Origin of the sequence: Bacillus sp. FS02 (genome assembly GCF_024398395.1) — a bacterium.
Classification (GTDB): domain Bacteria; phylum Bacillota; class Bacilli; order Bacillales; family Bacillaceae; genus Bacillus; species Bacillus altitudinis.
In genome coordinates this window covers 21,795-35,464 of the sequence record NZ_CP074101.1, presented here as the reverse complement: position 1 = coordinate 35,464, position 13,670 = coordinate 21,795, and the positions used below count along the sequence as shown (strand labels likewise).

Here is a 13,670-nt window from a genome sequence, read left to right as displayed (position 1 = left end):
TATATATAATTCCTATCGAATTAATCTATGTTTATATTCCTTGTGAGGTGGATATTGTTGCAACTTCATGTATTGAACAGTCCGTTTAGCCAGGAGCAGGCAGAGTTACTCAATCAGCTGCTTCCGACTTTAACAGAACAGCAAAAAATTTGGCTTACTGGTTATTTATCAGCACAGGCAACCCTTGCCGGCTCAGAAGTTGTCGCTCCGGCGCCTTCTGCCGCAGCAGCTGTACAGCCTGTGAGCAAAGATGTGACCGTGCTTTATGGGTCGCAAACAGGCAATTCCGAAGGGCTAGCAAAAAAGACAGCCCAGCATCTTGAAGACAAAGGCTTTCAAGTGACGCTCTCTTCTATGTCCGATTTTAAACCGAATAATCTGAAAAAAATAAACAATTTACTAGTCATTGTCAGCACACATGGCGAAGGAGATCCGCCGGATAATGCCCTTTCGTTCCATGAATATGTTCACGGCAGACGTGCGCCAAAGCTCGATCATTTAAGCTTTTCTGTCCTTTCATTAGGTGACAGCTCATACGAATTCTTCTGTCAGACAGGAAAAGAATTTGACGAACGCTTCAAAGAGCTTGGCGGCACACGTCTTTTTGACCGAGTGGACTGCGACCTTGATTATGATGAGCCGTTTTCAGAATGGCTACAAGGTGTTGCCTCCTCTTTGAGTGAAGGTGAAGCTGTATCAATTCCGCAAGAATCAGCGGGAGTCAACAATCAAGCCGTTTCTGAATATTCAAGAACGAATCCTTTTTATGCTGAAGTTCTTGAAAATATCAACCTAAATGGGCGTGGATCTAATAAAGAAACACGTCACTTAGAGCTTTCTCTTGAAGGATCAGGCCTCGTGTATGAGCCAGGTGACAGCCTTGGCATTTACCCGACAAATAATCCTGCACTTGTCGATGAACTGATTCAAACATGCGGATGGAATGCAGAAGAATCCGTCACCGTTCATAAAAACGGAGACACTCTCCCTTTAAAAGAAGCACTCACCTCGCATTTTGAGATTACGGTTTTAACAAAACCACTTCTTCAAAAGATCGCTGCACTGACAAAAAGCGAATCCTTGCATGCCCTTTTAGAAGAAGGAAACGAAGAAAAACTGAAAGAATATATCGCAGGCCGGGACCTAGTAGATGCGGCTCGTGATTTCGGTCCTTTTGAAGGAACCGCCGCAGAATTCACGTCCATTTTAAGAAAAATCCCTGCACGCCTTTATTCCATTGCAAGCAGTCTCAAAGCAAATGACGAAGAGGTTCATTTGACGATAGGGGCTGTCAGATATGATGCGCACGGCAGAGAACGCCAAGGTGTCTGTTCGATTTTATGTGCAGAGCGCCTGCAGCCAGGTGATACGTTACCTGTTTATATTCAGCACAACCAAAACTTTAAGCTTCCTCAAGATCCAGATACACCGATCATTATGGTAGGACCAGGCACAGGCATCGCCCCTTTCCGTTCATTTATGCAGGAGCGTGAGGAAATGGGTGCAAACGGAAAGTCATGGTTATTCTTCGGTGATCAGCATTTTGTGACGGATTTCTTATACCAAACGGAATGGCAAAAGTGGTTAAAGGATGGCGTCTTAACGAAAATGGACGTGGCTTTTTCAAGAGATACTGAGGAAAAAGTATATGTCCAGCACCAAATGAAGAAACAAAGCAAAGAATTATTTGAATGGCTTGAGCAAGGTGCTTACGTGTATATTTGCGGAGATGAAAAGCATATGGCGCATGATGTTCACAATACCCTTCTATCCATCATTCAAGAAGAAGGTGCGATGAGCAAAGAAAAAGCAGAAAGCTATCTTGCCAACTTACAGCAGCAAAAACGCTATCAGCGTGACGTTTATTGATTTGATGCTTGAAAGAAAGGAGCTTTTACTTACATGGTGAAGACAGCATTAACAGCGCCGGATGGACCTCCGAGCGACGTAGAGGAAATCAAAGAAAAAAGTGATTATTTACGGGGTACGTTAAAAGAAGTGATGCTTGATCCGATTTCAGCGGGAATTCCGGATGATGACAACCGTCTGATGAAGCATCACGGCAGCTACTTACAAGACGATCGTGATCTGAGAAATGAACGGCAAAAACAAAAGCTTGAGCCTGCCTATCAATTTATGCTGCGTGTCCGTCTGCCTGGCGGAATCGCCACATCTAAGCAGTGGCTTGTGATGGATGAGCTTGCTCACAAATATGGAAACGGTACGTTAAAGCTGACTACTCGTGAAACCTTTCAGCTTCACGGTATTTTAAAATGGAATATGAAAAAGACCATTCAAGACATTCATTCTACTATGCTTGATACAATTGCTGCTTGCGGCGACGTGAACCGGAATGTCATGTGTACTTCAAACCCCTATCAATCAGAAGTGCACCATGATGTATACGAGCTGGCGAAAAAATTAAGTGATGACTTACTTCCACAAACAAGAGCCTATCATGAGATTTGGCTTGATGAGGAAAAGGTTGCGGCAACGCCAGATAAGGAAGTTGAACCGATGTATGGTCCGCTTTATTTGCCAAGGAAATTCAAAATTGGTGTGGCGGTCCCTCCTGCTAACGATATTGATGTCTTTTCGCAGGATTTAGGCTTCATTGCCATTATCGAAAACGATCAACTGGTCGGTTTTAATGTCGCAATTGGCGGCGGAATGGGTATGACGCATGGTGATACAGCGACTTATCCGCAGCTTGCAAAGGTCATCGGCTTTTGTACACCTGAACAAGTCGTAGAAATTGCCAAACAAGTCATCACCATTCAACGTGACTACGGAAACCGTTCCGTGCGAAAAAATGCCCGCTTTAAATATACGGTGGACCGCCTTGGTCTTGAGAATGTAAAAGAAGAACTTGAGCGCCGTCTTGGGTTTACTCTTTTAGAGGCAAAGGATTATCACTTTGATCATAACGGTGACCGTTACGGCTGGGTAAAAGGCATTAATGGCAGATGGCATTATACGATGTTTGTAGAAGGCGGACGCATCACAGATTATGATGATTATCCGCTGATGACAGGCATCCGTGAAATTGCCAAGGTGCATACGGGTGACTTCCGTCTAACCGCCAATCAGAATTTAATCATTGGGAATGTGACAACTCATAAAAAGAAACAAATCGAACAGCTCATTCAGAAGTTTGGTTTATCAGACGGCCAGCAGCATTCTGCCCTGCGCCGCAGCTCAATGGCTTGTGTCTCTTTGCCAACTTGCGGTTTAGCGATGGCTGAAGCAGAGCGCTACCTTCCACGATTGATTGATAAAATCGAAGACATCGTTGAAGAAAACGGATTAAGTGATAAAGAAATCACCATTCGAATGACTGGTTGTCCAAATGGTTGTGCTCGTCATGCGCTTGGAGAGATTGGATTTATCGGAAAATCACCTGGTAAGTATAATATGTATCTCGGTGCCGCATTTGATGGCAGCAGATTAAGTAAATTATACCGTGAAAATGTGGGTGAGGAAGACATTCTAAAAGAACTTGGCTCTATTCTCCCTCGCTACGCAAAAGAACGAGAAGAAAATGAACATTTCGGCGATTATGTCATTCGTGCAGGGATTGTGAAAGAGACAACAGATGGAACGAATTTTCATGTGCAATAAAAAGAGACAGGAATTATCCTGTCTTCAGGCTGTCGAGAAAATCTCGACAGCTTTATTTTTTTCTTAAATTTTCCACTACCCCATTTTATAATAGAGAAAAGCATACTAAAGGAAGGTGTTTTTCTCATGTTCCACACTAGAAATTCTTCTCAGCACGAAGCCGAATTTGTTTTGCTAGATCAATTGGTCGAAGAAGATCACCTGCTTCGTAAAATTGATCAATACATTGATTTTTCATTTATCATAGACAAAGTAAAACCATATTATAGTGAGAATAAAGGTCGTCCCTCACTTGATCCACTTATTTTGTTCAAAATGATGTTTATCGGATACCTGTACGGTATCCGTTCTGAAAGACAACTTGAAAAAGAAATTTACTATAACATGGCGTATAGATGGTTTTTAGGTTTAAACATCAATGACCCCGTTCCCCATCACTCGACCATTAGCTGGAATCGTCGTACTCGATTTAAAGATACAACGATTTTTCAAGATATTTTCGATGAAATTGTTCTTCAAGCCATCAATCACGATATGGTTGGAGGCCGCGTTCTTTTTACTGACTCCACTCATCTTAAAGCCAATGCCAATAAACATAAATATACAAGAAAAACGATTGAACAAGATACCCAGAACTATATAAATGAATTAGAAGAAGCGATCCAAGAAGATCGGGTGGCACACGGAAAAAAGCCCTTAAAGGTAAAAGAGGAGGTGAAAACGGAAAAAGACATTCGTCAAAGTACGACTGATCCTGAAAGTGGCTATCTTTATCGTGAAAACAAACCGGAAGGCTTTTTCTACCTAGACCACCGTACAACGGATATGAAGTACAATATCATCACAGATGCCCATGTCACGCCTGGCAATGTCCATGATTCCGTTCCGTATCTTGAACGATTGGATCACCAAATCGCACGATTTGGTTTTCAAGTAAACGCAGTTGCCCTTGATTCTGTTTATTTGACAACCCCAATCTGTAAAGGTTTATCTGATCACCGTATTTTTGGTGTCATCGCACATAGACGTTTTCATCCAACAAGAGGATTATTCGAGAAGTGGAAATTTCAGTATGATTCTGAACAAGATCAATACATATGCCCGAATGGTGAAAAGCTTTTATATACCACCACTGATCGAAAAGGTTATAGGTTCTACAAATCAGATCCTAAAAAATGTACATCGTGTCCTTTCCTTGAAAACTGCACAAGATCTAAAAATCATCAAAAGGTCATCTCGAGACATGTGTGGGAGGAATATAAAGAAAAGATTAGGCAAAATCGTCTGTCTGCCGCTGGAAAAGAGCTATATAAAAAAAGAAAAGAAAAAATAGAGCGAAGCTTTGCAGATTCAAAACAACTGCATGGGCTTCGCTACTGCCGGTTGAGGGGAAAACAAAATGTGAGTGAGCAAGTGCTTCTCACAGCTGCCTGCCAGAACATGAAGAAGATTGCCACACACCTAGCAAAGCTAGGCTAGGTGTGTGGGAGGCCTTTTTCATGTTTTTCCTTCAATCTCATCTATCATAATGATGGTGAAAATAAAAAAGATTGTAGAAAAACATGAGTTTCTCTACAATCTGGAGACAGGAATTATCCTGTCTTTTTTATTTGTTCTGTTTCTTATTTAAGTATTCGGTCAGACTCTTATATACATCTGGATTGTCTAATGAAGATAGATCGGGTGAAGGCTTCTCTTCATACGCCCCTTTAAGTAAACGTCGTACAATTTTTCCATTCCTTGTTTTCGGCAAAGCTGAAATGAGATGAACTTCTTTTGGTGTGAGCGCTTTTCCAGCATGTGAACCAACATGGGCTGAAAGCTCTTGGATAAGGGCTGCTTCTTCAAAAGCATGCGGACTGGTCACGATGAAACAGACGAGCGCCTCCCCTTTCACCTCATCCTTTACCCCAATCACAGCGGCTTCATGCACGGCAGGATGCCAGGTAAGGATGGATTCAATTTCAGCTGGCCCGATGCGTTTCCCTGCTGTATTAATGACATCATCCGATCTGCCGGTGATGTGGAATTCTCCGTCCTCTGTTTGCATGACCCAATCTCCGTGTGTCCATACACCATCAAATCGTTTGAAATACGTATCTTCATAACGCTCCGGTTCGTTCCAAAAACCACATGTCATGCCGACCCATGGCTTTTTCACCACAAGCTCCCCTACTTCATTTATCACGCTTTGCCCAGCTTCATTGTATACATCTGCCGCCATTCCTAAGATCGCCGCATTAAAGAGAATCGGTTTGATGGGACGAAGCAACGTACTGCCTACAATGCCACCAGAAACCTCGGTTCCTCCTGAATAATTTAAGATGGGAATGTTCTTTTGACCAATGGTGTGAAATAACCATTGCCACGGAGCTTCATTCCACGGCTCCCCAGTAGAAATAATGGCTTTGACATGCGATAGTTCGACCCCATCAATCGTTTGCTGCATCGCAGAACGAACAAATGTAGGGGAAAGCCCAAAATGAGTGACTTTCTTCTCGTGGATGAATGACCAGAGCTGCTGCTCATCTGGATAATCGGGAGCACCGTCATATAAAACGATGGTAGCTCCATTGATCAAGCCACCAAAGACGAGGAATGGGCCCATCATCCAGCCCATATCAGTCAGCCAAAACAGTCGGTCTCCTTTTGCCACGTCCATACATAGCCCGGCATCAAAAGCTGCCTTTATCGGAAAGCCTGCGTGTGTGTGAACGGCTCCCTTTGGTGTGCCGGTTGTGCCTGACGTATACAAGATCATCAGCGGGTCTTCATTTGTGACATAGGTCGCGCCGGTGATCGGCTGTTCTTTTAACAAATCATTTAGCAATACATCGTCCTGATATCCAGTATGAGAGGAAGTGTGCACAATCACTTTTTGCACAGTTGTGGTTTTGTTGATGGCATTAGCCACACATTCCCGCATGTTGATCGTTTTCCCTCGCCGCATCATTTCATTCGCTGTGACGACTATGGATGCGCCTGACGCACGAATGCGTACAGCGAGTGGCTCGCTTCCATAGCCTGAGAAGACTGGGCTGAAAATCACACCAATCTTTGCAAAGGCAAGCATGACGGCGACCGTTTCTGGAAGCATTGGCATATAGATGATGGCTACATCCCTTTTTGAAGTCCTTCTTTCAAAAAGCCAGCTGCAAGACGGCTCACTTTCTCTTGAAGTTCGAGAAATGACCATTTCTTTTCTTCACCGGCTTCATTGCTCCAAATGATGGCGGGCCGATGCTTCGTCTCTTCTTTTTCTGCCCATTTGTCCACAGCCGTTTCGGTGATGTTAAGTGTGCCGCCCTGATACCATTTCGGCCACATCAATGAGTGGTGACCTAATGCCGCTTCATATGGTTTTTTCCACTGAATGCCGACCGCCTTCTCCGCTTCTCTCCAAAACCAGTCTGTGCGATCAATACTGGCTTGATAGAATGAGTCATACGTAGAAAAACCAAGAGATTTCATCCACTGATGCAAACGTGTTTTTTGGCTCTGCTTTTCTTCCGGTATCCATTCTGGTTTCAGGTTGATCATGAGATCTGCCCCCTTTAGACCGGATAGACCGGATGTTTTCGTTTCGTAAATGTCATGTCTTTCGATGAATAGGCTACTAATCTATGACAAAGTTCCGTTCTTAGACGGTCAAATGGGATGATGCCATCGACAATCATTTCAGAGGCAAGCTCATAGATATTCATATCTTCCTGGTATTCCTTCCGCTTCTCTTGTATAAATGAAGCCCTCTCTTCGGGCGGGAGTTCTGCAATTTTATTTGCATAGACGGCATTTACAGCGGCTTCTGGACCCATCACAGCGATTTGCGCCGATGGAAGAGCGAGACAGCAGTCTGGCTCAAAAGCAGGGCCTGCCATTGCATATAATCCTGCTCCGTATGCTTTACGGACGATGACGGATATTTTCGGAACGGTCGCCTCTGACATAGCGGAGATCATTTTTGCCCCATGACGAATAATGCCGGCTTGTTCCACTTTTGTTCCAATCATAAATCCTGGTATGTCCGCGAGAAAGAGCAGCGGGATATGAAAGGCATCACAGAGCTGAATAAACTTGGCGGCTTTATCAGCTGAGTCGTGGAATAATACGCCGCCTTTGACCCTTGGCTGATTGGCAATGAGACCGATAGGCTGACCGTTCATTCTGCCAAAGCCGGTGATTAACTCTGCGGCAAACAGTTTTTTGATTTCAAAAAATGACCCTTCATCAATCAGTAAATCGATGAGTTGATACATATCAAATGGGGTATTCTGGCCTTTAGGAATTAAGTCTTGGATGGTGATGTTAGATGGTTTAGGTGCTTTTGCTGCTGTCATTTTTGGTTTTTCCATATAGTTGGCAGGCATATAGGTTAAATAATCACGTGCAATTTGAATGGCCTCTTCCTCTGTTTCGGCTAATATATCTCCGCATCCAGAAATGCTACAATGCATTTTCGCACCGCCCATTTCCTCAAGTGATACTTTTTCACCGATCACCATTTCAGCCATTCGCGGCGACCCTAAATACATGGATGCATTTCCTTCGACCATGACGACAATGTCACAAAAAGCAGGGATATACGCACCACCGGCAGCAGAAGGACCGAATAGTAAACAAATTTGAGGAATGCGTCCAGACAGCTTGACTTGGTTATAAAAAATGCGCCCTGCTCCTCTTCTGCCTGGAAACATGGCGATTTGATCGGTGATTCTTGCACCAGCAGAATCGACTAAATACAGCATTGGACAATTGAGCTTCTCGGCCGTTTCTTGAATTCGAATGATTTTTTCTACTGTTTTGACGCCCCACGATCCTGCTTTAACCGTAGAGTCGTTTGCCATGACACAAACAGTCTGCCCATTCATACGCCCGGTTCCTGTGACGACACCATCTGCTGGTAAATGTTCATCTTTGCACTCTGCAAACATGGCATCTTCAATGAAAGAATCCTCATCTAATAACAAATGAAGCCGATCACGGACAAATAATTTTCCTTTTTCTTTGTTTTTTTGATGGTAGCGTTCTGCCCCGCCCTTTTCAATTCGTTGTTTATTTAATTCATATTCTTCGATCATAAACATTCCCCTTTCTTACTATTTGCCAATGTAATGAGGCGTTCGTTTTTCTTGAAAAGCCTTGAGACCTTCTAGTCGATCTTCTGTATGAATTAGCCGCAGATAGGCTTCGTATTCTTTCGTCAGCCCTGTTTGTAAATCGTGATCAAGGCTGGATTGAATGGCTTGTTTTGCTTCTTTTAAAGCAATCGGTCCATTCTTGGTGATTTGTTTTGCGAATGTGATAGCATCATTCATCAGTGAATCGACTGTAGAGATACGTTCAATCAGTCCGATTTTAACGGCTTCTTCTGCTCGTAAAGAAGTGCCTGTGAAGATCATTTCTTTCGCTTTCCCGGGTCCGATCAGGCGCGGAAGTCTTTGTGTGCCCCCTGCTCCCGGCAGGATAGCTAGTCCTGTTTCCGGCAGGCCGAGCGCTGCACCCGCTTTTGCGATGCGGAGATCACAGGCGAGCGCGAGCTCAAGACCTCCGCCAAGTGCGTGTCCGTTTATCACGGCAATGACAGGAACAGGCAAAGATTCAATGTCTGTAAAGGTTTGCTGAATGGTCAGAACAGCTTCTTTGGCTTCTTGTTCTGTCATCAATCGCCGTTCTTTTAAGTCTGCTCCTGCGCAAAAAACTTTAGCGCCAGCTCCTGTCATGAGCAAACAGCGGATGTTTTCATCATGTTTGATTTCTTGAATCGTTTGATTGATTTCCTCTAGCATAGCAGCTGATAGAGCATTGGCTTGTGCTGGTCTGTTTAAGGTCATGATGCCAATGTGATCATCTTGTATTGAAAAATGGACCAATGAAGTCATGTGATTCACCCTTTATCAAGTAGTGTGAGACTGAAAAGCGCGTAAACAGTGACTTGGCAGGGTTCGATCCACTTTTGCTTCAATCCATTCAGCCGCTTTAATCAAGCGAGGGAGGTCGACATTTGTTTCGATCCCGAGTTTGTGAAGCATGTGCACCACGTCTTCTGTCGCCACGTTTCCGCTGGAGCCAGGTGCATAAGGACAGCCGCCAAGCCCCCCGCTAGAGGCATCAAATATGGTGATGCCGGCTTTTAATGCTGTATAAATATTGGCAAGCCCCATTCCTTTCGTATCATGAAAATGAAGTGCGATTTTATCAGCAGGAAAGCGTTCAAGTAAAAGGTCTAACCGTCTTTCTACTTGTAGCGGATGGGCTTCCCCAATGGTATCCCCGAGTGATATTTCATCAATGCCGAAGGAGAGCAGCTGTTCCGTTAATCGCAACACTTGGTCCATCGGCACTTGTTTTTCATAAGGACATCCAAACACGGTTGAAATATAGGCCCGCGTTTGCCGTCCTTCTGCTTTTAAATCGGCTGTCATTTGTTTGATCACAGGCAGTGTTTCCTGTATAGATCGATTCATATTCTTTTTGTTATGTGTCTCACTCGCTGAGATAAACATAGCCCCTACCTCAAGGTTTGCTTCAAAAAAATGAGCTAATCCTTTTTCATTTGGGATGAGTGCGGCATAGGTGATATTATCTTTTTTGTTTAATGATTGGGCTAATTCTTTGGCGTCTTTTAAGGCTGGAACCCATTTCGGATGAACAAATGAGGTGACTTCAATATAAGGAAGATGGGCTTCTTCGAGTAAATGGATCCATGTTCGCTTCTCCATTGTGTCCAGCCAAACGGATTCATTTTGCAGGCCATCGCGCGGGCCGACCTCTCTAATGAGCACGTTTTTTGGTAATGCCATGCGGCTTTCCCCCTATTCTGTCAGCTCCAAAAGTACCTCTCCCTCGTCAACAAAGTCCCCCTCCGCCTTATACACTTTACTGATCACACCTGCTTCTTCTGCAACAATGGGAATCTCCATTTTCATCGATTCTAAGATGGCGACTTCCTGTCCTTTTTGCACGTCATCACCCTGTTTCACAAGAAGCTTCCATAAGTTTCCGGCCATTTGTATCGTGACAGTTTTCATGAACGGTTTTCCTCCCTTTTTTTCATCAGATAATCGGTTGTGATGCTGCCATGTAAAAAGGCAGTTGATTCGGCCATTTCCTTTAAAAGCGGTACATTGGTTTTGATCCCTTCTATTTCATATGCTTGTAATGCTGCTTTTAATCGTTCTATGGCGAGTTTTCGAGTATCACCGTACACAATCATTTTCGCAATCATTGGATCGTAAAATGGGGTAATGACACTTCCGCTCGTGACGCTTGACTCATGACGGATATATGGGGCATCAGGTGTAGAAAGCCGAGTGATCGTGCCTGGCGAAGGGTAAAATGTCACAGGGTCTTCAGCGTATATTCTAACTTCAATCGCATGCCCAATTTGATGAATATCCTTTTGACTGAAGGACAGGGGCTCTAATGCGGCAACTTTCAGCTGCTCCTCGACAAGATCAATCCCGGTAATTTCTTCTGTGACAGGGTGTTCTACTTGCAATCTCGTGTTCATTTCTAAGAAATAAAATTGCTGGTTTTGATCGACTAAACATTCAATCGTGCCCGCATTTTCATACCCAATCGCTTTGGCAGCTTTGACGGCCATCTGTCCCATTTGCTGTCTCACCGTTTCTTCAAGACAGACGGCTGGTGCCTCTTCAACAATTTTCTGATGTCTTCTTTGGAGTGAACAATCTCTTTCAAATAAGTGAACGCCGTGACCGAACGAATCAAAAAGAACTTGAATTTCGATGTGCCGTGCGTGTTCAATCACCTTTTCCATGTATAAAGTACCGTCTTGAAAGAAACTTTGTGCTCTTTTTTGATTTCCTTCAAACGCTCGATGCAGCTCTTCGTCGTTGCGGACGAGCTGCATACCAATCCCGCCGCCGCCGCTCGATGCTTTTAGCATAATGGGATAGCCGAGTGTCTGTGCTTTATGAACCCCTTCGTCTGCATCATGTAGTGGGGCTGAAACACCAGGAACGATTGGAATGCCCGCTTGTTCCATCGTTTTTCTCGCTTCAATTTTATTTCCCATCTGCTGAATGACTTGTGCAGATGGTCCAATAAAGGCAATGCCTTCGCTCCGGCAACGCTCAGCAAATGCCGCATTTTCTGATAAAAGACCATACCCTGGGTGGATAGCATCAGCATTTGTTTGTTTGGCAACCTTAATGATCGCTTCCATGTTTAAATAGCTTTCAGAAACTTTAGCGCCGCCGATATAATAGGCGCTGTCTGCTTCTTGCACATGAAGTGCATGCTGATCAGCCTCTGAATAAACGGCAACGGTTTTGATTCCGAGCCGTTTACATGTCCGAATCACTCTACGGGCAATTTCGCCTCGATTGGCGATCAATACTTGTTCAAACATCGCTGCCTTCACTCCTTTATTAGATCAAGCGCCTGCTTTTTCAAGCGGAATTTCTGAATTTTGCCTGAGGCGGTCATTGGGTACTCATCTGTAATGAAAAAGTATTTCGGGATTTTGTAGCGTGCCATTTGCGACTGACAATAGCTCGTTAATGTCTCAATTGAGACCGACTTCCCTTGTTTCAGCCGAATGAATGCGGCTGCTTCCTCACCGTATGTCTCGTCAGGAATACCAACGACCTGTGCGTCAAGAATGGCAGGATGAGTGTATAGGACATCCTCAATCTCTTTTGGGTACACATTCTCTCCACCTCTGATGATCATATCTTTGAGCCGGCCTGTGATTTTCACATAACCGTCATGATCCATCTCAGCTAAATCCCCTGTATGAAGCCATCCGTCCTCATCAATGACTTCATTTGTTGCTTCTTCGTTTTTATAATAGCCTTTCATGACATGGTAACCTCTTGTACAAAGCTCCCCTTGCTGTCCTCTTGGCACTTCTTCTGATGTCCCTGGTAAAGCAATTTTGACTTCAATTTGAGGAAGCGCACGCCCGACCGTTTGAACGCGTCTTTCAAACGAATCATCGGTTCTTGTTTGGGTAATGACGGGTGAACTTTCGGTTTGACCATAGGCAATCGTGAGCTCTCTCAGTCCCATTTTTTCAATGACTGCTTTCATGACGTGGGATGGGCAGAGTGAACCGGCCATAATCCCCGTTCGTAATGTGGACAGGTCATAGGAGTGGAAATTTGGATGATCGAGCTCTGCGATGAACATGGTTGGTACACCGTGAAGAACCGTGCATTTTTCTTTTTCTACTGTTTGAAGGACTCGTTCTGGATGGAATGATTCAAGTGGAATGATCGTTCCCCCTTTTGTGAGACAAGCAAGTACACCAAGAACAGAGCCGAAGCAATGAAAAAACGGTACTGGGATACACATACGGTCCTGCTCTGTTAATTTCATACAATCTGCGATCTGACTCGCATTACAGACGATGTTTGTGTGGCTGAGCATAACGCCCTTTGGATAGCCGGTTGTGCCTGAAGTGTACTGCATATTAATAACGTCATCAGGCGTGAGCTCATTCATTCGCTTCTCCCATTCATGATCTTCGGTTCTTTTGGCAGCCACTTGAAGACGATCCCAGCTGAGCATGCCGTTTGGTACATGCTGACCGATATAGATACATCTTTTTAAATAAGGAAATTGTGTGGAAGTGATCTCCTCTTGATGAGCGGTTTGAATTTCTGGAATCAGCTCTTCAAGCATGTTGACATAGGACGTTTCTTTAAAGCCGTCTACAATAAACAACATTTTGCTATCAGAATGCTTGAGTAAATAGGCGAGTTCCTGTGATTGAAAATTGGTATTCACAGTGACAAGAACAGCACCAATGGAGGCGCAGGCGAATTGAAGAATGAGCCATTCAGGTATATTTGGTGCCATAATGGCGATGTGATCTCCCTTTTTAACCCCTAATGCCATGAGACCTTTACCTGTTGCCTTGACCTCTCGATAAAACGCTTCGTACGAATAACGTAAAGAACGTTCTGGGTAAACAATGGCTTCATGTGCTGGGTGCTGTTCTTTTTTTTCTCTTAATAGGGAGCCAATCGTTTGCGGGTGAATCGACATCATTGCTTTCCTCCCTCATGTGTAGTAAGCGT

At 44.1% G+C, this 13,670-nt stretch carries 9 protein-coding genes and 1 pseudogene; 3 read left to right on the top strand and 7 right to left on the bottom strand.

All coding sequences use genetic code 11. The features are described from left to right. Positions 1-57: 57 nt before the first annotated feature. From KFQ09_RS00160 to KFQ09_RS00150, 3 genes are all read left to right on the top strand, one after another. A complete protein-coding gene (locus KFQ09_RS00160) occupies positions 58-1,869 on the top strand; it encodes an assimilatory sulfite reductase (NADPH) flavoprotein subunit (protein ID WP_041092786.1) in 1,812 nt (603 codons plus the stop codon). A gap of 33 nt (positions 1,870-1,902) precedes the next feature. After that, on the top strand, positions 1,903-3,621 hold the full coding sequence (gene cysI / locus KFQ09_RS00155) for an assimilatory sulfite reductase (NADPH) hemoprotein subunit (RefSeq protein ID WP_041092788.1): 1,719 nt from the start codon (positions 1,903-1,905) through the stop codon (positions 3,619-3,621). A 126-nt stretch (positions 3,622-3,747) separates the two neighbouring features. Then, positions 3,748-5,100: an IS1182 family transposase gene (locus KFQ09_RS00150; protein ID WP_255835909.1), complete on the top strand. Its 1,353-nt coding sequence runs from the start codon at positions 3,748-3,750 to the stop codon at positions 5,098-5,100. Positions 5,101-5,227: 127 nt separating this feature from the next. Here the strand turns inward: KFQ09_RS00150 and KFQ09_RS00145 are convergent. From KFQ09_RS00145 to KFQ09_RS00115, 7 genes and pseudogenes are all read right to left on the bottom strand, one after another. Then, a pseudogene (locus KFQ09_RS00145) lies at positions 5,228-7,161 on the bottom strand (AMP-binding protein). A gap of 14 nt (positions 7,162-7,175) precedes the next feature. Further along, positions 7,176-8,699, bottom strand: a complete 1,524-nt coding sequence (locus KFQ09_RS00140; protein ID WP_255835908.1) for an acyl-CoA carboxylase subunit beta — start codon at positions 8,697-8,699, stop codon at positions 7,176-7,178. 18 nt (positions 8,700-8,717) lie between these two features. Beyond that, positions 8,718-9,500: an enoyl-CoA hydratase gene (locus KFQ09_RS00135; RefSeq protein ID WP_255835907.1), complete on the bottom strand. Its 783-nt coding sequence runs from the start codon at positions 9,498-9,500 to the stop codon at positions 8,718-8,720. Between the two features lie 15 nt (positions 9,501-9,515). Next, the gene (locus KFQ09_RS00130; RefSeq protein WP_136944307.1) at positions 9,516-10,421 is read right to left on the bottom strand and encodes a hydroxymethylglutaryl-CoA lyase; all 906 of its coding nucleotides are present in this window, start codon (positions 10,419-10,421) and stop codon (positions 9,516-9,518) included. Positions 10,422-10,433: 12 nt separating this feature from the next. Continuing rightward, on the bottom strand, positions 10,434-10,649 hold the full coding sequence (locus KFQ09_RS00125; protein WP_008346646.1) for an acetyl-CoA carboxylase biotin carboxyl carrier protein subunit: 216 nt from the start codon (positions 10,647-10,649) through the stop codon (positions 10,434-10,436). After that, a complete protein-coding gene (locus KFQ09_RS00120; RefSeq protein WP_255835906.1) occupies positions 10,646-11,995 on the bottom strand; it encodes an acetyl-CoA carboxylase biotin carboxylase subunit in 1,350 nt (449 codons plus the stop codon). Before KFQ09_RS00120 ends, KFQ09_RS00125 begins: the two co-directional genes overlap by 4 nt. Positions 11,996-12,003: 8 nt before the next feature. Continuing rightward, positions 12,004-13,641, bottom strand: coding sequence for an AMP-binding protein (locus tag KFQ09_RS00115; RefSeq protein WP_254506466.1), 1,638 nt, complete (start codon positions 13,639-13,641; stop codon positions 12,004-12,006). Between the last annotated feature and the right edge of the window lie 29 nt (positions 13,642-13,670).